The sequence below is a fragment of the Xanthomonas sp. NCPPB 3583 genome, from assembly GCF_041475715.2.
GTDB lineage: Bacteria > Pseudomonadota > Gammaproteobacteria > Xanthomonadales > Xanthomonadaceae > Xanthomonas > Xanthomonas euvesicatoria.
Genome location: NZ_CM191263.1, coordinates 3,784,977 through 3,810,430 on the forward strand (window position 1 = coordinate 3,784,977; position 25,454 = coordinate 3,810,430).

Consider the following 25,454-nt stretch of genomic DNA (forward strand, 5'->3'; position numbering starts at 1 on the left):
CGGGCAAGGGCACTGCGGCTAACCCAGCGCCAACGCTCCTTGCTCTGTGCCCCATAGTTTGCAGATCACGCGCATCCAAAATCGACGCGTTATCCGCGCTGGAAGGCAATGTCGCCGCTCAGAGCAAGTAATGGCGGCCAACAAAATCTAACGAGCCACTGTTAGGTGTGCAGATCCCCCACCAGCAATCGAAGTACCGTTGTTGCAGACCCTTCGTCACCCCGGCTGCAACTGCGCGGCCAATATGTCAGTCGTTCCAGGCCGCCATCAATGCGACACCGTCAATCAAGGCGCAGGCGGATACAGCGGCGCCAGCACCTCCGGTTCGGCCGCACTTGCATGCCGCCAGCGCGGCCCCTTGGCGAACGCTTCACGCAAGGCAGCGCGCGCGCCGGTCACATCGCCGTCGCCGCCCCAGCGTGCCCGCTGCATGCGCGCCACGGCTGCACGCTGCGCCGGGTCGGCCAATGCCGCCATCACTGCATCGATATCGGCAACGCCGGCCATGCCGCAGAGCACCGCCGCTACCTCGTCCATGCCGCCGGTGTCGAGCGCGCGGCGCAACTCGGCAACGCCGTGGGTCGCACGTCTGCCCTGGGCTGGCACGTTGCTGCCGTTGCCCTCATTGCCGCCTGATGCACCGCGCGGAGCACCGCGCCGACGCAATAACGCCCACACCAGCGTGGCGATCCACAAAAGCGCAAATCCGATCGCCGCCGCGATCCATCCCCACGGCGTTCGCGCGGGAGATGGTGCTTGCAGGGTGAGCGTGCGATCGGGTGTCGGCGCCGATTGATCGGGTGCCGGAGTCGGCGCCGATGCCGGCGCAGGCGTCGCAAACGCACCGCTACCTGCCGCCACATCAAGCGTCAGGTCGGGCAGTGACGCGGTCTTGGCTGCGCCTGCCCCCACATCCCACCATGCCATCTGCAGCCCGGGCACCACCAACGGACCGGCGCGGTTGGGCACGATCGAATAGCGCCGGGTCAGTCGCAGTTGCGGCGAGCCGTCCACAAAGCGTTCCTCGAATTGCGGCGGCTCGGCGAATACCTGCGCGTCGGGCACGCTGGGCGTGGGCAATTCGGGAAACTGCGCCTGGGTCGCGCCGCGCGCACTGGCTTCCACCACGAATTGGGCCGCCTCACCGGCTCTCGCCCGCTGAGGCGTGGTCGTGTAGCGCAACTGCAGGCTGCGCAACGGCAGCCACGGCTGCGGCGCATTGGCCGGTTGCGCGCGCACCTGCAGCGGAATGCTCGCACTGCGCGCACTCAACTCACCGTTGCCGCGCCCGAAGTAATCGTCGAAAAACCCGCCTACCGAACGCCCGTTGAAACGTGCCGGCGGCAGTAGCAGGCGACCGCTGCGCTCGGGCACCAGCAGGTAGCGCCGCTCCACCACATTATATTGGCGTCCATTGACGACCTTGACCGAGCTGACGTCGTCGCCGACGCGCTGCATCGATGCCCCATCGGGTGCCTCAAGATCCAATTCGCCCGATGCCAGTTGGGTGGCGAAGTACAACCGCACCACCACGCCCACGCTTTGCTGCACGTAGGGTTGCGGGTCGTCCACCTGGGTTTGGACGAAGGCTTCTTCATTGCCCTGCGCCGCACTCGGCGCGCCGGCAGCGTTGCCGGAGCTGCTCGCGGGATCGTTCGCCGCGCCAACCACCTGCAGGCGCAGCGGTTCGGTGCGTTCATTGCCCACGCGTATCGCCGGCACGATGAGTTCGCCGCTCCTGCGCGGCGTCAGTACCACGCCGAACAAGGCGCGCACCGTCACCGACCCATTGGTCACCTGCATCTGCTGATTGGCGCTCTTGGCGCCCAGCGAAAAATCGCTGCGCAGCGGCGTGTAATCCGGGTCGACGCCGCGTTGGTCGGTTTCGATATTCAACATCGCCACATCGCCGGCATTGACGCTGTCGCGATCCAGCCACGCGCGCGTGACCGCACCTACCGGCGCGCACGCCAACAGTGCCACGCTGGCCAGCATGCCGATTGCCGCGCGACGTAAATGCTGTCTGCCGATCATCGTCCGTCCCGTTGCCTGCGTTCGTATTCCAGCCTGAATTTGGTACGCAGCAGGCTGCCCGGATCGTCCGGCACCCGCCGCAGCCATGCGTCCACCGCCTGACGTTGCTCGCGTTGTTCCGGCGTCTCGCCGGCGACGGCGGCCTCCTGCTTGCCGCTGGCATCGGCCTGCTTGTTGCCCGCCTGCGCCATGGCCTGCTGCATCTTGCGACGCTGTGCCTCATCGGCCTGCTGCTGCGCCTTGGCATCGGCAGATTGCGGCGGCGTGTCCTGCTTGCGTTGCTCGCCCTGCCCGTTCTTGGCCTGCGCATCTTGTGGCCTGCCGTCCTGTGGCGGCTGCCCCTCAGAGGGCTGGTTCTTGCTGTCGTGCTGGTTCTGCCCATCCTGGCCGGATTGCTTGTCCTGCTGATTCTGGCCCGCCTGCTGTTGCCCCTTCCCATCCTGGCCGGATGGCTTCAGGTCCTTGGACTGCCCCTTGCCATCCTTGTTGGTCTGCTGCTGGCGCTTGCGCGCCGCATCGACCGCCGCGCGATTGGCGATGGCGTCCTGCTGATTCGGATGTTGCTTGAGCGCACGGTCGTAGGCCGCGATCGCCGCGTCGTACTGGCCTTGTCGCGCCAGCGCGTTACCGAGGTTGTACAGCCCCTCATCGGTCGGTACCGCTTCGAAGGCCTTCTGCGCCGCTGCGAAATCGCCCTTGCGATACGCCTGCACCCCGGCATCCAGGCGCTGTTGTTGCACCTGATCGGCACGCTGCCACAAGGTGCCATCGGCCGCGTGCGCGGGCTGCGCCAGCGGCAGCACGCACACCATCGCCAGCACGGCCACCACCGCGCGGCGACGAAACGCCAGCAGGGACAGCAGCATCACCGGCAGCACCAGCCAATAGCCTTCGTCGAGCCAGCTCTTGCCGCCATCGGACTCGGCGGTTTCATCGGCCAACGGCTGTTGCGATGGATCGAGCACGCCCAACGCCCGCAGGTCTGCATCGTCCGGCGCAATGCGCGCATAGCGCCCGCCCCCCTGCGCGGCCAGGGTGCGCAGACTGCCCTCGTCGAGCTTGGCCTGTGCAATTTCACCGCTGGCCGTGCGATACGCCGCACCGCGCTCGCCGCCCACACCGAGCGCCGAGACACTGAAGCCGCGCGAACGTGCCACCCGCGCCGAACTTTCGGCGGAGCGATCTGCGCTATCGCTGACAAGCAGGATCTCGCCTTGCTTGAAGCCGGCCTGCTGCAACAACTGCGCGGCCGCATCGATCGCCCGGTCGGCACGCTTGCCATCGACCGGCATGACCGACGGCGACAGCGCATCCAGAAACAAGGCCACGTTGGCACTGTCTTCGGTCAATGGCGCAACCGTAAAGCTCTCGCCTGCATACACCAGCAATGCCACCTCGCCACCGGCACGTTTGCGCAGCAGCGTCGCCAGCTTGGCGCGCGCCTGCAGCAGGCGCGAAGGCGGCAGGTCGGTTGCGTTGGCACTGGACGACAGATCCAGCACCACTACCAGCGGCATGCTCGATTGAAACACCGGACGCTCGGTCTGCCGCCAGCTCGGCCCGCTCATCGCAAGCACGGCCAACGCATAGGTCAGCGCAGCCAGCACGAATCCCAGCCATCCGCGCCGACCGCCGGAGACCAACAGCTTCGGCAACAGATGCGCATCCACGCTTTGCCGCCAGACGTCGGCATCGCGGCGACGCCAGTGCCACAGCGCAGCCGCCGGTACGATCGCCAACAGCGCCCACAACAGCGTCGGGCGCAACAGATGTAACGACTGCAGCCACCCCGCCAGCTCGGTCAGCGCGTCCATTGCCACCTCCGCGGCAGCAGATAGGCCAACAGGGCAACGACGATTGCCGCGCCCAATGGCCAGTAGTAACGCTCGACGCGCGGCTGCACCGAAGGCCCCAGTCCCTTGACCGGTTCCAGCCGATCCAGCTCGGCATAGATGCCGGCAAGCTCCTCAGTATCGCGGGCGCGGAAGAAGCGCCCGCCGGTCTGCTGGGCGATCTTGCGCAGCCCGTCTTCGTCGATGTCGTCGTTGCCGCCGGCCGGAATCGGCACCCCGAACAAGGAATAGCCGCCACTGCCGCCAAAGGCAATGGTGTGCACGCGCACGCCTTCGGCCTTGGCCAGTTCCGCGGCCTTCAGGGGATTGAGTACGCCGGCGGTGTTGACGCCATCGGTGAGCAACACCACCACGCGCTGGCCCTGCTTCTGTTCGCGCAGGCGCTTGACCGACAAGGCGATCGCATCGCCAATCGCGGTTTCGCGCCCGGCCAAGCCCACCACGCTGTCGCTCAACTGATCGCGCACGGAGGTCAGATCCGCGGTCAACGGTGTCAGCGCATACGCGCGTTGGCCAAACACCAGCAGACCGACGCGGTCGCCGTCGCGCCGATCCAGAAAGTCCGACAGCACGGCCTTGGCGGCGGTGAGCCGGTCCACCACCTTGCCACCAAGCACCATGTCGGGCTCGCTCATGCTGCCCGAAAGATCCACCGCCAACATCATCTGGCGCGCCTCGCGCGGTGGTTGAATCACCTCGCCCAATTGCTGCGGACGTGCCAGCGCAGCACACAACAAAAACCAAGCCAGCCACGCCAGCCAACGCGGCATCCGCAGCACCGGCGCGCTTTTGGCCTGCGCCACCGCCTGCAACTGCTCCGCATATGGCACGCGGAGTGCGGCCGCATCGGCGCGGCGTTGGGGCCAGAACCACATCAGCAACGGCAAGGGCATCAGCCACCACGCCCACGGCCAGGCGCAGTGCGCCAACGCATCCTGCCATTGCGACCACTGCAACCAGTTCATCGCCGGCCCCGCATCAACGCCACAAAGCGCTGCCGCGCCAACGCTTCTACCGCAGGCAGATCGCTGATGGTGGGTGCGCGCTGAAAGCCGCCTTCCAGTACAGCCCGGCCCGGCCCCTGCGAAAACACCTGGTCCTTGCGCTTGCGCCCATCCAGAAACTGCAACCACGCCTCGCCCTGCAAGCGGTCGGCCTGCGGGTCGACGCGCCGCGCCGCACGTCGCAGCAACACCGACACGGCCGCCAAGCGCTGCGCAGGCGTGGTGGCGCGCGCTAGTTCCGCATCGAACGCAGCCAGCCAGCGGCGCTGGCACTGACGCCGGCGCCACCACCAGACCCATGCGCTCCCCACCACCAGCACGACAACCGCGATCACCAGCCACCAGCCCGGTGCCAGCGGCCACCACGACGGCGACGGCGGCAGGTGCACATCACGCAGCGGCAGCGACTGCGGGGACATCGTCAGCGACTCCGCGCGGCAGGGCTGCCGCCCAACCACGCATCGCTGGCATCGTCGGTGGACAGGCGATGCAAGCGCACGCCGCGTGCCTGCAGGAGCGATCCCAAATGCTCCAGCGGCGCGACGAATTCGGCCTGCCAGCGTGCACGTCCGGCCTGGGTCGACAGATCGATCGCGATGCGCTCGCCACGCACGTCGAAGGTGACTGCACGTGCCGGTGGCGCCAGTTCCAGCGGATCGACCAGCACGATCACCACCACCTCGTGATGCAAGGCCAAGCCCGACCAGCGCGTGGCAGAAATCCGGCCGGCGCTGCGCGCATCGGCCAGCACGGTCAGGCGCGCGCCGGGGCGCAACAGGCGCGCCGCATGATCCAGCGCCACCTCCAGCCCCGCATCGCCGGACGGCGGCTGGGCATACCAACGCGCCAAGGCATCCAACACCGGCAGCACACCACGCTGACCGGACCGCGGCGCAATCGGCGCCTCGCTCGCGGTGCCGCGCAAGGCTGCAATGCGATCGCCCCGGCGCTGCGCCAGCCATGCGGCGACCGCGCCGGCGCGTGCGGCCTGCACCGATTTGTAGCGCACGCGCGTACCGAAGAAGAGCGCAGGCGAGGTATCGGCCACGATCAGGCTCAAACGCTCGCGCTCAGCCTGAAACAATTTGGTGTGCGCTCGCCCGGTTCGCGCGGTCACGCGCCAATCGATATGCCGCGCATCATCGCCAGCCACGTACTCACGCGACTCGGCATATTCCATGCCGCGCCCGCGCGTGGCGGCCGGCACCGGCCCCACCACCCCGTGCCGGCCACGTCCCGGTTGACCGCGATGGATTGCAGTACCGCGCAGCGCAATCAGTTCTGCAAGCGCTGGGCGCACTCCATCGCCAGCGACTGGCGAGGGGGCGGCTGCAGGGGACGAGAACGGCATCGAAGACATCGGTGTCTGGCGAGAGTGCGGCATACCTCAGCGACGCTGCCCGATCAGGGCAGCGGAATCTTTTCGAGCAATGCAGCGATCAGGCGTTCGCCGTCCCAACCCTCGGCGGTGGCCTCGTAGCTGGGTAGGACGCGATGCCGCAGTACGTCCGGGGCAACGGCGCGGATATCGTCCGGCGTCACGTAGTCGCGCCCGGCCAGCCACGCCCTTGCGCGCGCGCACCGTTCCAGTGCGATCGAGCCACGCGGGCTGGCGCCCCAGGCGATCCTCCGTGCCAATGCCGGGTCGTAACGCTTGGCATCGCGCGAGGCCAGCACGATTTCGATCAGATAGCGTTCCAGCTGCGGTGCCAGATGCACGTCAAGCACCACACGGCGCGCGGCGAAGACATCTTCCAATGGAATCTTGTCGGGTACGGTCTCGTGCTTTTCCAGCGTGTCGCGGGCGGCCTCGCGTGCCAGGCGCAGGATTTCCGCCTCGGCGTCGGCCTGGGGATAGCCGATGCGCACATGCATCAGGAAGCGATCCAACTGCGCTTCGGGCAGCGGGAACGTACCCTCCTGCTCGATCGGATTCTGCGTCGCCATCACCAGGAACAACTGCGGCAGCGCATAGGTATGCCGGCCGACCGTCACCTGCCGCTCGCCCATCGCCTCCAGCAGCGCGGATTGCACCTTGGCTGGTGCGCGGTTGATTTCGTCGGCCAGCAGGATCGGGTGGAAGATCGGCCCGGGCATGAACTCGAACCGGCTGTCCTGCGGCCGCCAGATTTCGGTACCGGTCAGATCGGCAGGCAGCAGGTCCGGGGTGAACTGCACCCGGGCAAAATCCGCTTCCAGCCGCGAAGCCAGCGCACGGATCGCGGTGGTCTTGGCCAACCCGGGCGCGCCCTCGACCAGCAGATGGCCATCGGCCAGCAAGGCAATCAACAGCCGCTCCACGAGCGCTGCCTGGCCAACGATGCGCTGCGCAAGCGATTCGCGCAGCGAGGTGAATTGACGGTGCAGCCGGTCCTCGGCGGGCGCGGCAACGGCTTCGGGGGGGAGCAGTGGCGGTGCGTTCATAGGTCCAGTGTGACTGATTCGAACGCGATTGGTTCACTCGGCGATGGGGCCAGGTTCAGTCAAGGCCAAACATAGCAGTACGGCACGAAGGTTGAGCTGGAGCAAATTTCCACCTAAGGGCTGGTCCTGAGCCCCAGGATAACGTATCGGCACTTTTCTCCATCGCTTGGCGTCATGCCCTCATTCAATATTTACAAATCAAAATAGTTCATATTTAGAAATTATACTTTCAAAATTAGCAGCCAATCGCCATGCCCGGGATAGCGGGACGCCTTAAGCAGACTCCTGATTAGCCCTGACTCTCAGCCATGAAAATTGCTCGCTGCACGCAGGACCGGCTCTGGACATGGGTTGGATTGCATCATGGCCGTGGCAAGTCGCGGCAGCATCTCGCGCAAGCGGAATCGACGATTAAAACGATAGGCCGCTTCTCCCAGGTAGCGCCTTGCGTATTTGCCTTGCGCGATAGCGTGATACACGCCGCTGATGGCGCGTTTGAGATTGCCCAGCACCACGTTGAGCCAACGTGCACCGGCCGTTTCGGTCGCGGCACGACCACCGCCAGTGTCCAGCGTGGTGTGCGCGTGGCCGGCGTCTTCCAGCCGGCGGAAGCAGGCCAGCCCATCGGTGTAGACCTCGCATTCGGGCGCCAGGCGACGGGCAATCCAGTCCTGCAGCGAGGTGTTGTCGAAGCTGCGCACCGGCTCAATCACCACAAAGCGCGGCGCGGTGAAGGTGGCATCGGTCTGCACCGCAATCAGGAACGCTTGTTTGTTCTCTGATCCGCGTCCGGCCTTGCCACCGTTACGCTCGCCGCCGAGATAGGCATCGTCGATCTGCACGAAACCCGCCAATTTCCGCGTGGCTTCACGCTCGGCCATGACCTGCATGATCTTGTGCTTCATCCGTCAGGCCGTCTTGTAGTTAACCCCCAGATGACGCATCAGCTCCAGTGCGGCCATGTTGGTTTTGGTCGAGGTCAACAGGTGCAAGGCCAGCATCCAGGTGCGCAGCGGCAGTTTGGTGCCTTCGAACATCGTGCCTGCCATCAGACTGGTCTGATGCCGGCACGCGCTGCATTGGTAGTAGATCGCAGCACGCCGCTTGAAACGCGAGCGCACGCGCCCGGCACAAACAGGGCAACGAAAGCCCTGCGGCCAACGCCACGTGTAGAGCGCGCGATAGCACTTGGCCTCGGTGCCGTAGAACGCGAAGAACTCAGGCATCGACAATCCAGCCTGGAACTGCACCGCATTGATGCTCATCACGTCACCTCGTTGGCTTCAGAGTGACAGCAGCATCCACCCAGCGCGGCGCAGATCCTGCGACTGGCGGCTGAAGGTCAGGGCTAATCAGGAGCAGACTTGGCATTGCCTAACGCTAAGTAAATTTCGACGCGGCACATAGAAATAAGTGCAATGCACACCTTGGCGCACACTTACGCCTCAAAAAGTAAAAAGGCCGCTTTCGCGACCTCTTTACTTTAAATATTTAAGTCTTAGCGGGCCGCGCTTGCCACACGAAGCACCTTGGGCGTTACAAACACAAGAAGCTCTGCCTTTTCCTTGCTACGACCACGCTTTTTGAACAAATTCCCCAAGAATGGAATATCGCCTAAGAACGGAACCTTGGCCACGCTCTCACGATCAGTAAACTCATATACACCGCCGATAACAACCGTCTCACCATCTGCCACCAGGACGGCAGTGTTGACCTCGCGACGATTAATTTCGGGAACAGTACCGTACTGCGGCAGAGTAATAAATCGAGCCACCTCATCTTTTTTGACATTCATGTTAAGGAAAACACGATTATCGTTAGTGATTGTTGGAGTGACTTTTAGCTCGAGCAAGACCTCTTTAAACTGAACATTAGCCTGTGAGCCACCACCCGCGGCGCCAGCACCACTAATGGTGACGTAGCCAATTTCACGACCTTGCTTGATCACGCCTTCGCGTTGATTTGCAGTCACGATGCGAGGGTTGGAGACGACTTCACCACGCCCTTCCTCCTGCATTGCGGAAAGCTCGATATCCAGATTGAAGTTCGAGCCCAACAAGGTATAGGCCAGACCAGCGGCGCCACTGTTCGTAAAACCGCCAGCTCCAAGATCAATATTCAAGCCTGACGGAAACAGAAATTGCGGGATGGTATTGCTAGTTCCAGGCGAGGTTGCAGTCGCAGTACTAGCGAGTTCGTTGGCGCGCTGGGCCGAGGTGTTTTGGTAATTCACATTACTTTCCAGCGAACCGCTCAGAATTCCGCGCCCAGTCGCGCCCGAGACACCAAAGCGCGCACCCAAATCACGCGCAAAAGTATCCGTCGCAATGACAATCCGGCTCTCGATCAGCACCTGATCCACTGGGCGGTCAATATGCGAAATCAGCTCGCGCATTTGCGCGACCTTCTTCGGAATATCGCTGATCATCAATGTGTTGGTGCGTTCATCGGCAACCAACCGACCACGTGGCGAAAGGAAACCATTGTCCTGCTGCCCCGCACCACCTTGTCCGCCCTGGCCGCCACCTTGCCCGCCACCAATCCCCTTGGCCTCTGTCAGCGCTTTGAAGATCACCGCAGCGTTGTGGTAATTGATCTGCACATAATCGGTGATCAAGTCCTCGCGGTTCTCGATCGCGATGCGGGCGTCTTCCTTGTCCTGCTCGAACTTGGCCAGCTCCGGTTGCGGGGCGACCCACACCACGCCACCATCGCGGCGCTTGTCCAGGCCCTTGGCACGCAGCACGATGTCCAGCGCCTGGTCCCACGGCACGTTCATCAGGCGCAGCGTGACGTTGCCCTGCACGGTGTCGGAAGCGACGATATTGAGGTTGGACTCCTCGGCGATCAGCTGCAGCACGGTGCGCACCGGCACGTCCTGGAAGTTGAACGTCACCGGGCGGCCGCTGTAGCCGCGCGCAGCGATCTGCGCGGCAGCCTGCGTGACCGCCGCCGGGCTCACACCGCCAACCGCCGGCTGGCCCTTGCGCGGGGTGATTTCCACCACGTATTCGTTGCCGGTCTGGTAGGCCAGCGAGTCGAAGGCACCCTTGGTCGACAGCACCAGCTGCGAACCGGAGCCGGACGGCTTCACTTCAACGCGCCGCACCGGCGTGGCGAAGTCGGTGACATTGAGCGGGCGTTGCAGCTCGGCGGGTAGCTTGGCATTGCTGATGTCCACCAGCACGTTGTCGCCTTGCGTCCGCAGGTCCGGGCTGGCGCCCTGGCCGTCGAACTGCAGGATCAGACGGCCAGCGCCGTCTTCGCCGCGCTTGAAATCGATTTTGGACACCGCCAGGCTCGCCGGAGCGACCTTGGCCGGATCCTGCGCGGGCTGAGTCAGCGCCGCGGCGGCGAACGCGCTGCCGCTCGCCAGTGCCAGCGCGAACCCCAACGCGCAGGCCTGGAAGATCGCGTGGCGTCGTACCGGACGCAGCCGCTGGGCATTGGAAAACGTCATCGTGCTATCCCCTATCACTTTATTGATCATCCAATGCGAGTGCGGCCGGCCGTTCAAGCCATCCACCCGCACCGTCCGGCACAAGTTCAATCAGCTCGATGCGGTCTTCGTAGACCCCGGTCACCCGGCCATCGCTCTGTCCCAGATACACACCCGGCCGCACCCGGTAGGTCACCTTGTCAGGCGCCATCACCAATGCGATCAGGCCCGAACCGCCGCCAATGGTCCCCACCATGTCGAGGGCGTCGAGCGGAAAGGCTTCCAACGGTTCCTTGCGCCGGTTCGGATCCGGACGCGTGCCGTTGCCACCTTCCGCGCTGACCCAGGCATCGCTGAACGGGTCGCGCATCGCCTGCGCTGCATATTCGAAGGTCTCGAATTGCTGCATCACCGGCAATGGCTCCAGCGGCGGCGCAGGACGCGCGCGCACCTCGGCAACCCAGGCCTCCAGATTCGGCGCATCGCCCGGTGTGCTGGTCACACCGCGCGTACACGCCGGCAATACTGCAATTAACGCCACACAGGACAGAATCTTGAGCAATTTCATGGTCATTGGCCGCCCTTCTTCGCAGCGTTGGCCGCAGCCTTTTCCTGCTCGGCCATTTCCTCATCGTCCAGATAACGATAGGTCTTGACCGTTCCGGACAGCTCCAGCGCACCGCGCGGGCCGATACCGGCCTTGGGGTCCTTGGGCTTGAGGTTGATGTCGTGCATGGTCAGGATCACCACGCGCGGCAGCGAGGCCACACCGCTGACGAAGGCACCGAACTGGTGATAGCTGCCCACCATGCGCAGAGCGATCGGCTTTTCGGCGTAAAACTCCTTCGGCGATTCCGGACCGGGCTGGAACAGCTCGTTGGACAGGCCGCTGGACAACGCGGTCTGCGAAATGTCGATGATCAAATCCGGCATTTCGGTCTTGCTGGGCAGCTGACGCAGCATCTGCTGCAGCACTTGTTCCATCTGCGCGAGCTGCTGCTTGAGCGGCTCCAGGTTCACCGCGCGGCCCTGTTGGGTCTCGAACTCGGTGCGCAGCTGGGATTCGGTGCTTTCCAGGCCTTCCAGTTCATCGCGCTTGCTGCTGATCAACAGGAACCAGGCCAGCACCATGATGAACAAGCCGACCACCACGCAGAACACGATGCGCGCCTGCTGCGGCCAACCGCCGATGTTGTTGAAATCCAGATCGCTGAGCTTGAATGATTTCTTACTCATGACGCCGCCCCCTCCTGCGGCCGATTGGCTGGCGCCGGTGCTGCCTGCGTCGGTGCAGGAGCAGCGGCCGGCGGCGTTGCGGGCGCAGGCGCCGCGGCCGGAGCGGCAGGCGTCGCACCGGCAGGCGCAGCACCCGGTGCTGCGGTGCCCGGCGCAGCCGGATCCGCTGCGCCCGGCGCGGTGCCGTTCTTGTCAGCCTCGTTCGGGTTGGCCAGCTTGACCTTGAGCGTGAACACGTACGGCAGCGTCTTGGTGTCCATCGACGACGCGGCAGGTTGACCGGCCTTGTCCTGACTCTTGGCCTCGATGATCGACAGGTCCGGATTGGTCATCCAGCCCGAGCTTTCCAGGTTGCGCATGTATGCACTGACCCGCGCATTCGATTGCGAGCGACCTTCCAGCGTGAGGATGTCGCCATCCTGCTTGATGTTGGTCAGCGCCACGCCATCGGGAATGGTGCGCACCAGCGAATCGAACAGGTGCACCATCTGCGAGCGGTTGGCTTGCAGTTCCTCGATCACCTTCTTGCGGGCAAGCAGGCGGTCCTTCTTCTTGTCGAGTTCCTTGATCTCTTCGTTCTGCGCCTTGACCTTGTCGATCTCGGTGGTCAGAAACGCATTGCGCTCGGTCTGGCCGCTGATCTGCGCGTCGTAATAGAACCAGATCAACGCCGACAACAGCACGCCGCCCAATGCGGCGAAGCCCAGCATCGAATAGAACTCGCGCTCGCGTGCCTTTCGGCGCTCCGCGCGCCAGGGCAATAGATTGATTCTTGCCATCAGTCGAAGCTCCTCAGGGCCAGGCCGGTGGCGATCATCAATGCAGGCGCATCCAGCGCCAGCGCATGGGCCTGAACCTTCGGACCAAGCGTCATCTGGGCAAGCGGATTTGCAACGACCGTGGTCACGCCGAGCTGCTCTTCCACCATCTCCGGCAGGCGCGCCAGCGCGGCGCAACCGCCGGCCAGCACGATGCAGTCGACGCGGTTGAACTCACTGCCCGCATAGAAGAACTGCAGCAGACGGCTGATCTGCTGCACCGTGGCTTCCTTGAACGGCTCCAGCACCTCGACCTCGTAACTTTCCGGCAGGCCGCCCTGACGCTTGGCAAGGCCAGCCTCTTCATAGGTCAGCCCGTAACGGCGCATCACTTCGTCGGTGAGCTGCTTGCCGCCGAACACCTGCTCGCGGCTATACAGACTGCGACCGGAGCGCAGCACGCTCAGCGTGGTCATGGTGGCGCCGATATCCACCAGCGCCACCACCGCATCGGCGGCCACCGGCAATTCGCTGGCAACCAGCGCGAAGGCGTTTTCGACCGCGAAGGCCTCCACGTCCATGACCTTGGCGGTCAAACCGCCGAGTTCCAGCGCCGACTGGCGCAGTTCCACATTCTCCGAACGCGAGGCGGCCAGCAGCACCTGCACCATATCCGGGCTGTTGGGCATCGGGCCCAGCACCTCGAAATCGAGATTGACTTCCTCGATCGGGTACGGAATGTAATTGGTGGCTTCCAGTTCGACCTGGGCTTCCAGGTCGCTATCGTCCAGATCGGCCGGCATCGGGATCAACTTGGTGATCACCGCCGACCCGGCGACAGCAGCGGCCGCGTTCTTGGCCTTGCTGCCGGAACGGTTGATGGCGCGGCGAATGGCTTCGCCCACCGCCTCCACTTCGACGATGTTCTTCTCCACGACCGCATTCGGCGGCAATGGTTCCACCGCGTAATGTTCCACGCGAAAACGGTTCCCACTGCGCGATAGCTGCAAGAGCTTCACGGCAGTAGAACTAATGTCGACACCAATCAGTGGCGACTGACTCTTGGGTAAAAGCCCCACGGTAACTCCCCTGCCGACGGGCACTTGGACGCACGTGCGCCCTCGTATTAATAATCAAATTTTAACAGTTGACAAGCCCTTCACGCGCTAGGCAATGACCCGGCGACGCGACCCCAGTACTGTCTTCTGCGATCCCCAGAGTTCGGCCCCAGCCAAACTCGGCGTCATCTATACTCTGTGACCAAGAAATCTGCAATCGGAATCTCTCTTACATGCCCCGTATTCGCCGTTGGCTGGGCTGGATCCTGGCCACGATCGTCGTGCTCGCACTGCTTGGCGCAATTGCTGCCGGCGGCCTGTATTACGCCATTTCCTCGAAGTTGCCAGACGTTCAATCGCTCAAGCAGGTCGAGCTGCAGGAGCCGATGTACGTCTATTCCAGCGATGGCCGCCTCATGGCGGTTTATGGCGAGACCCGGCGTTATCCCATCCAGATGAAGGACGTGCCGCTGCGCCTGAAGCAGGCCTTCCTGGCCACCGAGGACGCGCGCTTCTACGAGCACGGCGGCGTGGACTACAAGGGCATTGCCCGCGCGGTGTGGCTGCTGACAACCACCGATGCCAAGCGCGTGCCGGGTGGTTCGACCATCACCCAGCAGGTGGCGCGGCAGTTCTTCCTGAGTTCGGAGTACAGCTACACCCGCAAGCTGGCGGAGATCCTGCTGGCGCGCAAGATCGAAAGTGAGCTGAGCAAGGACGAGATCTTCGAGCTGTATCTCAACAAGAGTTTCTTCGGCAACCGCGCCTACGGCGTCGGGGCCGCTGCCGAGTATTACTACGGCAAGAAGATGAGCGAATTGAACCTGGACGAGATGGCCTCGCTGGCCGGCATCCCCAAGTTCCCGTCCAGTGGCAACCCGATCAGCAACCCTGAGCGTGCGCAGGAGCGTCGCGACTATTACGTGCTGCAGCGCATGGCCGACCTGGGCTTTGTCAGCCAGGCCGAAGCCGACGCCGCCAAGGCCGTGCCGATGCACGCCAAGCCGCATGAGCCGCCGGTGGAGGTGTACGCCCCTTACGTGGCCGAGCTGGTGCGTCAGGAAATGATCGCCAAGTACGGCGGCGATGTGCTCAACAAGGGCTATCACGTCACCACGACCATCGATGCGACCCTGCAGACCGGTGCGGATGTGGCAGTCGCCGACGGCTTGCGGGTCTACGATCATCGCCATGGCTGGCATGGCGTCGAGCAGCACTTCGACGTGCCCGCCGATGCGGACGCGCCTGCACTGGCCAAGCACCTGGCAGGCGCGTTCACCCAGGGCGGACTGCGTGCGGTGATCGTGGCGCGCACCAATCCCGATGGCGGGGTCACGGTCGTGCTGAGCGACAAGACCGAACTGACCCTGCCCGCCAGTGCCAGCCGCTGGACCGGCAAGACCCCGGCCAAGCTGCTGACCCGCGGCGACCTGACCCGCATTCGCGCCGGCGAAAAGGACGGCGAGTGGATCATCGACCAGTTGCCGCGCGGCCAGGCGGCATTGGTTTCGCTGGACGCCAATAGCGGCGCCCTGCGTGCCCTGGTAGGCGGCTTCAGCTTTGCGGGGAACAAGTTCAACCGCGCCACCCAGGCACGCCGCCAGCCAGGGTCGAGCTTCAAGCCGTTCGTCTACGCAGCCGCATTCGAAAAGGGCTTCAACCCGGCCTCGATCGTGCTGGACGCGCCGGTGGTGTTCCGCGACCGGCGTGGCAAGACCTGGTCGCCGCAGAACGATGGAGGCGGCTTCCGCGGGCCGATGCGCCTGCGCGAAGCGCTGGTGCAGTCGCGCAACCTGGTGTCGGTGCGCCTGCTGGACGCGATCAGCGTCGATTTCGCACGCAAATACATCAGTCAATTCGGTTTCCAGGAGGCCGAATTGCCGCCGAACCTGTCGATGTCGCTGGGCACCGCTTCGCTCACGCCGCTGTCTGTGGCACGCGGCTATGCGGTGTTCGCCAATGGCGGCTCGCGGGTGGACACCTGGATCGTGGATGAGGTCAAAGACCGCGAGGGCAATGTCATCTTCAAGGAAGTGCCGGCCGTAGCCTGCCGCACCTGCGCCCTGCAAGGCGGCAATGTGGCGCCCGTGAGCCAGGTCGTCGATGGCTTCAACTTCGGCGCGCAGGCACCGGAAACACCGCCTGCCGCGCCGGCCACGGCCACGCCGACGCCGGCGCAGACCGCCCCTGCGGCAACCGCGCAGACCAAGATCGCGCCGCGCGCAATCGACGAGCGCACCGCCTACCAGCTGGTGTCGATGATGCGCGACGTGGTCCAGCGCGGCACCGGCACCGCGGCCAAGGTCCTCGGCCGCGAGGACGTGGGCGGCAAGACCGGCTCCACCAACGAGCACCGCGACGCGTGGTTCTCCGGCTTTGGCGGCCCCTACGTCACCACCGTATGGGTGGGCCGCGACGACTTCCGCTCGCTCGGCTATCGCGAATACGGCGGCAAGGCGGCGCTGCCGATCTGGATCGACTACATGCGCGTAGCGCTCAAGGACAAGCCGATCGCCGCCAACGATCCGCCCGATGGCATGACCCAGGCCACCATCAATGGCGCCGTCGAATGGGTCAAGAACGAAGATCTGGACCGCTTGCAGGATTACGACTACGGCCTGCAGGAACAGCAGGACGAAAAGGCGTTCGACATTTTCTGAGGAGCCGGGATTGAGGAATCGAAAGCGGCGTGGCTGTTCGGTTCCCCAATTTGTTGGCCCCCGTTGGATAAGCGCCAGCCATTGCCGACCTGATGGATCGCTGGCGGCATCGTTGCCGGGTCGGCGCAGCGCTCACCTGCCCGCCACGGATATCGCACGCGCCTTGCGCCTTGCCCGTGCATACCCGCACCTGGACGATCGCCCGGTCACCGCTGCGTGATCGTTCCTTTGCAATGACATGACGCATTCGCCATGTCTTCATGCAGCTGTTGTAGAGTCCAGATCAGGTTCATTAGGGGAGCCCGGTCATGCATCACGCACGCGCGCACGCCGATACACGAACCCGGGAACGTCGCCATCGTCTGGCGCACGAAGCCGCACGCCTGATGGCCGAAGGCGGCATCCGTGATTTCCATCAAGCCAAGCTCAAGGCTGCCAGCCGGCTCGGCATTCATGACGATGCGTCGCTGCCACGCAATCGCGAGATCGAAGATGCGTTGCGCGAGTACCAACGCCTGTTCGCCGGACCTGCGCACGGTGCGCGTCTGCGCCAACGTCGCGAAGCCGCGTTGCGGGCGCTTGAGTTTCTCAGCCCCTTCCAGCCACGGCTGACCGGCCCGGTGCTGGACGGCACCGCCGACGCCAATGCACCGGTGCACCTGCAGTTGCACAGCGACGATGCCGATGCCGTGCAGCGGTTTCTGGAAGAACACCGCATTCCGGCCGAGTCGCGCACGCGCCGGCTGCGCCTGGATCGCGAGCGCAACGGCGAGTTTCCGGTGTGGCTGTTCAGCGCCGAAGACCTCACCTTCGATCTCACCGTGCTGCCCTACGACGCGCTGCGGCAGGCGCCGCTGTCGCAGCTGGACGAAAAGCCGATGCAGCGTGCGTCGGCCGCGCAGGTGCGACAGTTGTTGACAGACGGCGACGGTTCCACCGGCTCACCGCTGCTGCGCTGAGTCGGCCATATGACGCGGAACCTGACTACGCGGGCGAGCTCTGTGCTTCTTTAACCGGCGTCACGACGCCGCTACGCAGCGGTCGTTTATTCGGGCCCAGCCAGCCGGACGAACCGTCGTGCAACACGACGCTGCCAATCGCCACGACAGCAGCACGCTGTGCTGGAAGGCGACTGCCGCGCAACCATCCAAATGCAAACGCCCCGCACTGCGGGGCGTTTGTTTACGCAGGTACGCGTGGACCGATCAGCGCTTGGCGCTGTCGGTGTAATCGCGCTTGTCGTAACCGGTATAGATCTGGCGCGGACGGCCGATCTTCATTTCCGGGTCGACCTGCTGCTCCAACCAATGCGACACCCAACCTGCGGTGCGTGCGATGGCGAACATCACGGTGAACATTTCCACCGGGATATTGAGCGCCTTGTAGATGATGCCCGAGTAGAAGTCGACGTTCGGGTACAGCTTGCGCTGCACGAAATAGTCGTCCTTCAGCGCGGCTTCTTCCAGCTTCAGCGCCACTTCCAGCAGCGGGTCGTTGACGCCCAGCTCGCCCAGCACCTTGTGGGTCATCTCGCGGATGATCTTGGCGCGCGGGTCGAAGTTCTTGTAGACGCGGTGACCGAAGCCCATCAGACGGAACGAGGAATTCTTGTCCTTGGCCTTGGCCACGGCCGATTCGACGTTGTCGGCGGTGCCGATCTCTTCGAGCATCTTCAGCACGGCTTCGTTTGCGCCACCGTGTGCCGGACCCCACAGCGCGGTGATACCGGCGGCGACCGAGGCATACGGATTGGCACCGGTCGAGCCGACCAGACGCACGGTCGAGGTCGAGGCGTTCTGCTCGTGGTCGGCGTGCAGGATGAACAGCAGATCCAGGGCCTTGGCAACGACCGGATTGATCTCCAGCGGCTCGCTCGGCACTTCGAACATCATGTGCAGGAAGCGGTCGACGTAGTTCAGGTTATTGCGTGGGTAGCGGATCGGCCAGCCGATCGAATAACGGTACGCCGCAGCCGCCAGGGTTGGCACCTTGGCGATCAAACGGATGGCGGCCTGACGGCGCTGCTCCGGATCGTTGAGGTCCAGGGTGTCGTGGTAGAACGCCGACAGCGAGGCGACCGAGCCGGCCAGCATGGCCATCGGGTGCGCGTCGTGACGGAAACCGCCGAGGAAGTTCTTCAGCGACTCGTGCATCATCGTGTGATGCGTCACTTCGTGGTCGAACTTCTTGAATTCGTCCGCCGTCGGCAGTTCGCCGTTCATCAGCAGGTACGAGACCTCAAGGAAGCTGGACTTTTCGGCCAGCTGCTCGATCGGGTAACCGCGATACAGCAACACGCCATTGTCGCCATCGATGTAGGTGATGGCCGACTTGCAGCTGGCGGTGGCGGTGAAGCCCGAGTCGTAGGTGAACAGACCGGTTTCTTTGGTCAGCTTTGAGATATCGACGCAATCATTGCCAAGCGTGGGCTTGAGAACCGGCAGAACGACCGACTTGTCGCCGGCGTTGAGCGTGACCTGATCAAGATCGGACACTGTGTACGCTCCTTCAGTGGAAGGCGCCTGATCCCACATGGGCAGGCACGTGATGGAAGTCCAAGGCATCGCCCCGGATCAGACCATTATCGCACAGCAGCATTTTGGCCGTCGCTTGGACAGAAGTCGTAGACGCATCGCGCCAGGCATACAGGCGAAGCGTTCAGCGCCCCAAAAAACAACGGCCGCGCAATGCGCGGCCGCTGCCGGTACAGCCCGTCCTGCAAGTTCAGCGCGCGTAGCGCTTCTGGAACTTGTCGATCCGGCCGCCGGTGTCGATCACCTTGTGCTTGCCGGTATAGAACGGGTGCGAGGACGAGGAAATTTCCACCTTGATCAGCGGATACTCCTGGCCGTCTTCCCACTTCACGGTCTCTTTCGAGGTCATGGTGGAACGGGTCAGAATCTTGAAATCGGACGTCACGTCGTGAAAGACGACGTCTTTGTAGTTGGGATGAACGTTATCTTTCATGGACTTGGCGCCGGGCTGCCTGGATAAGCCGGGTATTATAGCTGCGCCCAGGCAGCCGGCGCAAGGTCGCCTCAGTTCGCCGCCAGGGCGGCCCCGACCAGCGCGTAGAACTGCTGGATGTCATAGGCCAGCAGCAGATTGGCATTGTCGGGCGCCCCGCCCTGCCGGTTCCAGTCCACCAGGGTCATGCCACGGGTATGCGCACCGGACAGTTCGATATGGACCGGGCGCTGTTCCAGCCGCTGCGCGCCTTCCGGGTGCAGTGCGAACGCCATCGCCAGCGCGTCGGCGGCATACCAGTACTCGCCGCGGCTGTCTTCGGACCACAGCCGGGTCTTGCGCGAGATCTCCTCGTAGAATCGGGCGCGGCCAGAATCGGCCGCCAGCCATTGCTCCACGTCCCGGTGCAGCAGGCCGTGGGCAATGGTGGCTTCCCAGTCGGCCACGTCGAACTGCGGAAAACCGCCGAACACGATATGCGCCGCTTCCGGGTCGAATCCGATATTGAACTCGGCCGCAGCGGTGATATTGCCGTGCCCGGTCAACGCTCCGCCCATCACCACCAGCCGCGCCACGCGCTGCGGCAGGGTCGGGTCCAGGGTGAGCGCCAGGGCAAGATTGGTCAGTGGACCGAGCGCCACCAGCAGCAGCTTGCCGGCGTGTTCGTGCGACAGACGCAGGATGGCGAGCGCGGCGTGTTCGGCCTCGGCCGTGCGCTTGGCCGGTGCCAGGCCCACATCGCCGAATCCGTCGAGACCGTGCACGTGCGCCGCATCCACCGACGGGTGCAGCAACGGCTGTGGGCAGCCGGCGTAGACCGGCACATCGGTACGGCCAGCGATCTCGCAGACCTTCAAGGCGTTGCGCACGGTGTGCTCCAGGCCCACGTTGCCGGCGGCGATGGTCAGGCCGACCACCTCGTGGCGTGTGTCGTTGAAGACCATCAGCAGCGCCAAGGCGTCGTCCACGCCAGGGTCGGTGTCGATCAGCAGCGGTATCTTGTCAGTCATGGGATTCGGGATTGGGCATTCGGGATTCGTTGCCGCATCTTCGCAAGGATCGGCCGGCCACGCGAATCAGCAGCACGCAGCCGCCACGCTGTTACGAATCCCGATTCCCGACTCCCGGCCGCTCAAGCGGCCGCATACCGCACCGCGCCGCCGATCCAGCGTTCGACCACGCGGTCGGCGATTTCCGGCGCCTCGTCCAGCAGCCGCTCGGCCAGTACCTGCACGCGCGGCAACAGCCCGGCGTCGCGTGCCAGATCGGCGATGCGGAAACTGGCCAGGCCGGTTTGCCGGGTGCCAAGCAATTCGCCCGGGCCACGCAACTCCAGATCCTTCTCCGCGATCACGAAACCGTCGTTGGTCTGGCGCATGGTTTCCAGACGCTGCCGCGCCATCATCGACAACGGCGCCTGGTACAGCAGCACGCAACTTGAGGCGGCTGCGCCACGCCCGACCCGACCGCGCAACTGATGCAATTGGGCCAGGCCCAGCCGCTCGGCATTTTCGATGATCATCAACGAGGCGTTAGGCACGTCCACGCCGACTTCGATCACGGTGGTGGCCACCAACAGGTCGCTGCGGCCCTGCTTGAAATCCAGCATGGCCTTCTGCTTTTCGGCCGGCTTCATGCGGCCGTGCACCAGCGCCACCCGCACGCCCGGCAACTGCGCCGACAAGGCCTCGAAGGTGACTTCGGCGGCCTGCGCTTCGATGCGCGGCGGACCGCCTTGCTGGCCTTGCGCGCCTTTCTCGGGTTCTTCGCTTTCTTCGATCAGGGTGCACACCCAATATGCCTGCCGTCCTTCGGCGCAGGCGGCGCGAATGCGTTCGACCAATTCGGGCCGGCGCTCTGCGCTCAGCACGATCGTCTGCACCGGCGTGCGGCCGGGCGGCAATTCGTCGATGGCCGAAACATCCAGATCTGCGTAAGCCGACATCGCCAACGTGCGCGGAATGGGCGTGGCGGTCATCACCAGTTGATGCGGCACGCTGCCCGCCGCCGCTCCCTTGTCGCGCAACGCAAGGCGCTGATGCACGCCGAAGCGGTGTTGCTCGTCGATGATGGCCAACGCCAGGTCGTGGAAGACCACCGCTTCCTGCATCAACGCATGCGTGCCGACCACGACCTGCGCCTGACCGGAGGCGACCTCGGCCATCACTGCCGCGCGCGCCTTGCCGGTGACCTTGCCCGCCAGCCAGACGATGCGGATGCCCAACGGTTCCAACCAGCCGCGCAGATTGGTGAGATGCTGCTCGGCCAGCAATTCGGTGGGCGCGGCAAGTGCGACCTGCTTGCCCTGCTCCACCGCCAACATGGCCGCCAGCGCCGCGACCACGGTCTTGCCGCTGCCGACATCGCCCTGTACCAGCCGCAGCATCGGCGAGGGTTGCGCAAGGTCATGCGCAATCTGTTCGAACACGCGTTGTTGCGCGCCGGTCAGCTGGAACGGCAGCGCCTTGCGCAATTGCTGCACCAACGTGCCGTTGCCGGGCAGGCTGGGCGCGTGCAGACGCTGCAACGCGATGCGTTGCCGGCGCAGGCTGAGCTGGTGCGCCAGCAATTCCTCGATTGCCAGGCGCTGCTGGGCCGGGTGGCCTCCGGCGAGCAGTTGCTGTGGATCAGTGCCAACCGGCGGGCGATGCATGGTGAGCAAAGCCGCGCGCAATGAGGGCAATCGCTCGTCCTGCAGCCAGTGCGGTGGCAACAATTCCAGCGCACTTTCGGGCGGCAGACGCTCCAGCGCCTGGCCGATGAGCTTGCGCAACGTCGCCGGGCCAACGCCTTCGAGCACCGGATACACCGGATCCAGACTGTCGCCCAACCCGGCATCTTCGTCCGGTGCGAGCACGCGGTAACTGGGGTGCACGATCTCCCAGCCGTGCTGGCCGGGCTTGGGTGTGCCGAACACCCGCAGCCGCGTACCGACGGCGAACTGCGCGACCTGCGCCGCACGAAAATGAAAGAAGCGCAGCACCAGCGTCCCGTGCGAGGCGTCGGACACTGCCACGCGCAGCACCGGCCGGAAGCGGAAGCCGCGCTCCACCGCATCCACGCGTCCTTCGACCTGCGCCGGCACGCCACCTTGCAGCTGCGCGATGGTGGTCAAGCGCGTGCGGTCTTCGTAACGCAGCGGCAGATGCAGCCACAGGTCCTGCACGCTCAGGATGCCGCGCGCAGCGAACTTGTCGGCCACTTTCGGGCCGACACCGGGCAGGCTGGACAGCCGAGCCTGGCCGGCGACGGCCAGACTCGGTGTGACGACGCGCGTGCGCGACACGGCCGATCAGCGGCGCAGGATCACTCGATCACCATCACTGCATCGACTTCGAAGCCGGCGCCCTTGGGCAGACCGGAGACTTCGATGGTCGAACGCGCCGGGAACGGTGCCTGGAAATACTCCTGCATCACCGCGTTGACTGCAGCGAACTGCCCCAGGTCGGTCAGATACAGACCCAGACGCACGATCTTGTCGAGCGAGCCGCCGGCCGCTTCGGCCACCGCCTTGAGGTTGTCGAATGCACGGCGCGCCTGCGCACCGATGTCGCCCGGCACGATCTCGCCGGTGGCCGGGTCCAGCGGGATCTGCCCGGAGAAATACACGGTGTTGCCGGCACGCACGGCCTGCGAATACGGGCCGATGGCGGCAGGCGCCTGGTCGGTATGGATGATCTGGGACATGGACACTCCACTGCAAAGGGTTGCCGCAGTTTAGGCCTTTGTGCGGATTTGCTCGACTGTTGCGCGAGTGCGCCAGGCGCTACTGGCGTCCGACGCTCTGCACCACGTGCAGACGCCGTAGCCGGCGCATCACCTCGGCCAGGTGGCGGCGGTCGCGCACCTGGATGTTGAAGCGCAGCACGGCTGCGTTGAAGTCGCGGTCCAGATAGTCCACGCGCTCGATATTGGACTGACTCTGCGCGATGGCTGCCGCCAGCTGCGCCAGCACGCCGGTGCGGTTTTCCACTTCGACCACCAGCGCGGTGTCGTAGTCGCCGGTCACGTTGGAGTCCCAGTCGATCGGCACCCACCGTTCGGGCGATTTGCGCAGTTCCGCCAGGTTCGGGCAGTCCAGGCGGTGCACCACGATGCCCTTGCCTGCGGTGTGATAGCCCATGATTTCGTCGCCGGGAATCGGCTGGCAGCAATTGGCGAAACTGATCACGCCGCGCTCGCTGCCGTCGATCAGGATCTTCTCGTGCGAATGCTTGGACAGACCACCGCCACGCAGTTCTGCGTAAGCCATCAACGCCTGCGCGGCCTGATTGGGCATCCAGTTGCCAAGCGCCACATCGGCCAGCAGCGCTTCCAGACGCGGGTAGCGGTGCTCGGCAAGGAAGGCGTCCAGGCGGCCCTTGGGCAGCCGTTCCAGCGAAGAGTCCATTGCTTCCAGCGCGCGGTCCAGCATACGGTGGCCCAACTGCACGGCATCTTCGTGCTCGAGTTGCTTGAGCTGATGCCGGATGGCGGTGCGCGCCTTGCTGCTGACCACAAATTCCAGCCACTGCGGTTTGGGCGTGGCCGAGCGGGCGGTGATGATCTCCACCGCCTGCCCGCTGACCAGCTTGGTGCGCAACGGCACCAGCTTCTTGTCCACGCGCGAGGCCACGGCGCGATTACCCACGTCGGTATGCACCGCGTAGGCAAAATCCAGCGCGGTGGAATTGCGCGGCAATGCCAGGATCTTGCCCTTGGGCGTGAACAGATAGACCTCGTCCGGGAACAGGTCGACCTTGACGTTGTCCAGGAATTCCAGCGACGAGCCGGCGGCGCGCTGCGAATCGATCAGTTCCACGATCCAGTCGTGCGCACGACTCTGCGCGCTGTTGGGCGAGGCCGAGCCGACCTTGTAGGTCCAGTGCGCCGCTACGCCGCGTTCGGCGATCAGGTCCATCTCTTCGGTGCGGATCTGCACTTCGATCGGCGAGCCGTACGGTCCGAACAACACGGTGTGCAGCGACTGGTAACCATTGGCCTTGGGGATTGCGATGAAATCGCGGAAGCGCCCGTCCAGCGGCTTGAAGCTGGCATGCACCGCGCCCAGCGCGTGATAGCAATCGGCCACCGTGCGCACCACCAGGCGAAAGCCGAACACGTCCATCACCTGGTCGAAGGACTTGTTCTCTTCGTGCATCTTGGAATAGATGCTCCAGGGCGTCTTGATGCGGCTGACCAGCCGATGCTCCAGCCCTTCCTTGGCCAGCCGCTGGGACAGCTGCACTTCCACCTGCGCCATCGATTCGCGCCGCACCACCGGCTGGCTGCGGATGTGCTTTTCGATGATGGCGTGGCGCCACGGATACAACGCGCGGAAGCCCAGATTCTGCAATTCGGACTTGATCAGGCTCATGCCCAGCCGCTGCGCGATCGGTGCGTAGATCTCCAGCGTCTCGCGCGCGATGCGGCCGCGCGCCTCGGTGCTCTGCGCGCCGAGCGTGCGCATGTTGTGCAGGCGGTCGGCCAGCTTGATCATGATCACGCGCAGGTCGCGCGACATCGCCAGCAGCATCTTGCGGAAACTTTCCGCCGCCGCTTCCTGGCGGTCGCGGAACTTGAGCTTGTCCAGCTTGGTGACGCCATCGACCAGCTCGGCCACCGCCTCGCCGAACTCCGACGCCAGTTCTTCGCGCGTCAGCGGCGTATCTTCAATGGTGTCGTGCAGGATTGCGGCGATCAGCGATTCCATGTCCAGGCCCAGCTCGGCCAGCACGCCAGCCACCGCCACCGGGTGGGTGATGTAGGGCTCGCCCGACTTGCGGGTCTGCCCGGCATGCGCGCTGGCGCCCACTTCCCAGGCACGGCGCAGGATCGGCAGCTGCTCCTTGGGCAGGTAGCTGGCCGCGCGCTCGAGATGCAGGACGTAGTCGGGGATGGCCTGGTCGGAAGACGGAGACGTCACGACGGTCGCCTGGGCAGTGGGGCCTGGGTTCATGCCGGAAGACTATGCCAGCCGTGCAGTCTGGGCAAACATTTGCACACGCAGGCGTATTGCCGGGACCGAAAACGAAAACAGCC

The 25,454-nt window shown here is 64.5% G+C and carries 19 protein-coding genes and 1 pseudogene; 2 read left to right on the forward strand and 18 right to left on the reverse strand.

The features are described 5' to 3' along the window. Window positions 1–285: 285 nt before the first annotated feature. The 12 genes and pseudogenes from ACCQ07_RS16340 to ACCQ07_RS16395 all read right to left on the reverse strand — a co-directional run bounded on the left by ACCQ07_RS16340 (window position 286) and on the right by ACCQ07_RS16395 (window position 13,827). Window positions 286–2,034 carry a BatD family protein gene (locus ACCQ07_RS16340; RefSeq protein WP_277574722.1) on the reverse strand — a complete coding sequence of 583 codons (1,749 nt, stop codon included), beginning with the start codon at window positions 2,032–2,034 and terminating at the stop codon, window positions 286–288. Beyond that, on the reverse strand, window positions 2,031–3,848 hold the full coding sequence (locus tag ACCQ07_RS16345) for a VWA domain-containing protein (protein WP_055026788.1): 1,818 nt from the start codon (window positions 3,846–3,848) through the stop codon (window positions 2,031–2,033). The genes ACCQ07_RS16340 and ACCQ07_RS16345 overlap by 4 nt, the downstream gene beginning before the upstream one ends. Then, the gene (locus ACCQ07_RS16350; RefSeq protein WP_029820181.1) at window positions 3,836–4,852 is read right to left on the reverse strand and encodes a vWA domain-containing protein; all 1,017 of its coding nucleotides are present in this window, start codon (window positions 4,850–4,852) and stop codon (window positions 3,836–3,838) included. The genes ACCQ07_RS16345 and ACCQ07_RS16350 overlap by 13 nt, the downstream gene beginning before the upstream one ends. Then, complete coding sequence (locus ACCQ07_RS16355) at window positions 4,849–5,310, reverse strand: DUF4381 domain-containing protein (RefSeq protein WP_029820182.1); 462 nt, start codon at window positions 5,308–5,310, stop codon at window positions 4,849–4,851. The genes ACCQ07_RS16350 and ACCQ07_RS16355 overlap by 4 nt, the downstream gene beginning before the upstream one ends. A gap of 2 nt (window positions 5,311–5,312) precedes the next feature. Further along, window positions 5,313–6,275, reverse strand: coding sequence for a DUF58 domain-containing protein (locus ACCQ07_RS16360; RefSeq protein WP_372363458.1), 963 nt, complete (start codon window positions 6,273–6,275; stop codon window positions 5,313–5,315). Between the two features lie 20 nt (window positions 6,276–6,295). Further along, window positions 6,296–7,315, reverse strand: coding sequence for an AAA family ATPase (locus ACCQ07_RS16365; RefSeq protein WP_218489717.1), 1,020 nt, complete (start codon window positions 7,313–7,315; stop codon window positions 6,296–6,298). A 302-nt stretch (window positions 7,316–7,617) separates the two neighbouring features. Beyond that, window positions 7,618–8,580: pseudogene (locus ACCQ07_RS16370) on the reverse strand (IS1595-like element IS1595 family transposase). A gap of 233 nt (window positions 8,581–8,813) precedes the next feature. Then, entirely contained in the window at window positions 8,814–10,775 is a 1,962-nt protein-coding gene (locus ACCQ07_RS16375; protein WP_372363459.1) for a type IV pilus secretin PilQ, read from the reverse strand. Window positions 10,776–10,794: 19 nt separating this feature from the next. After that, entirely contained in the window at window positions 10,795–11,328 is a 534-nt protein-coding gene (locus ACCQ07_RS16380; protein WP_007974439.1) for a pilus assembly protein PilP, read from the reverse strand. After that, complete coding sequence (locus ACCQ07_RS16385) at window positions 11,325–11,990, reverse strand: type IV pilus inner membrane component PilO (protein ID WP_008575845.1); 666 nt, start codon at window positions 11,988–11,990, stop codon at window positions 11,325–11,327. Before ACCQ07_RS16385 ends, ACCQ07_RS16380 begins: the two co-directional genes overlap by 4 nt. Continuing rightward, a complete protein-coding gene (locus ACCQ07_RS16390) occupies window positions 11,987–12,769 on the reverse strand; it encodes a PilN domain-containing protein (RefSeq protein WP_011348457.1) in 783 nt (260 codons plus the stop codon). The genes ACCQ07_RS16385 and ACCQ07_RS16390 overlap by 4 nt, the downstream gene beginning before the upstream one ends. Continuing rightward, window positions 12,769–13,827 (reverse strand): pilus assembly protein PilM, encoded by a 1,059-nt coding sequence (locus ACCQ07_RS16395; protein WP_011348458.1) that lies wholly within the window; start codon window positions 13,825–13,827, stop codon window positions 12,769–12,771. The genes ACCQ07_RS16390 and ACCQ07_RS16395 overlap by 1 nt, the downstream gene beginning before the upstream one ends. 212 nt (window positions 13,828–14,039) lie before the next feature. Here ACCQ07_RS16395 and ACCQ07_RS16400 point away from each other — a divergent pair, with 212 nt between their 5' ends. Beyond that, window positions 14,040–16,466: a penicillin-binding protein 1A gene (locus ACCQ07_RS16400; RefSeq protein ID WP_372164264.1), complete on the forward strand. Its 2,427-nt coding sequence runs from the start codon at window positions 14,040–14,042 to the stop codon at window positions 16,464–16,466. A gap of 308 nt (window positions 16,467–16,774) precedes the next feature. Next, window positions 16,775–17,425, forward strand: a complete 651-nt coding sequence (locus ACCQ07_RS16405; RefSeq protein WP_011348460.1) for a hypothetical protein — start codon at window positions 16,775–16,777, stop codon at window positions 17,423–17,425. Between the two features lie 246 nt (window positions 17,426–17,671). Here ACCQ07_RS16405 and ACCQ07_RS16410 read toward each other — a convergent pair whose 3' ends face one another. The 6 genes from ACCQ07_RS16410 to ACCQ07_RS16435 form a co-directional block, all read right to left on the reverse strand. After that, a complete protein-coding gene (locus tag ACCQ07_RS16410; RefSeq protein WP_003486167.1) occupies window positions 17,672–18,961 on the reverse strand; it encodes a citrate synthase in 1,290 nt (429 codons plus the stop codon). Window positions 18,962–19,190: 229 nt separating this feature from the next. Next, window positions 19,191–19,433, reverse strand: coding sequence for a type B 50S ribosomal protein L31 (locus ACCQ07_RS16415; RefSeq protein ID WP_005911911.1), 243 nt, complete (start codon window positions 19,431–19,433; stop codon window positions 19,191–19,193). Between the two features lie 71 nt (window positions 19,434–19,504). Next, entirely contained in the window at window positions 19,505–20,443 is a 939-nt protein-coding gene (locus tag ACCQ07_RS16420) for a nucleoside hydrolase (protein ID WP_372164266.1), read from the reverse strand. Between the two features lie 122 nt (window positions 20,444–20,565). After that, the gene (gene recG, locus ACCQ07_RS16425) at window positions 20,566–22,719 is read right to left on the reverse strand and encodes an ATP-dependent DNA helicase RecG (protein ID WP_372164268.1); all 2,154 of its coding nucleotides are present in this window, start codon (window positions 22,717–22,719) and stop codon (window positions 20,566–20,568) included. A 20-nt stretch (window positions 22,720–22,739) separates the two neighbouring features. Beyond that, complete coding sequence (locus ACCQ07_RS16430; protein ID WP_005911914.1) at window positions 22,740–23,120, reverse strand: RidA family protein; 381 nt, start codon at window positions 23,118–23,120, stop codon at window positions 22,740–22,742. Window positions 23,121–23,199: 79 nt separating this feature from the next. Next, on the reverse strand, window positions 23,200–25,371 hold the full coding sequence (locus ACCQ07_RS16435; protein ID WP_008575831.1) for a RelA/SpoT family protein: 2,172 nt from the start codon (window positions 25,369–25,371) through the stop codon (window positions 23,200–23,202). Between the last annotated feature and the right edge of the window lie 83 nt (window positions 25,372–25,454).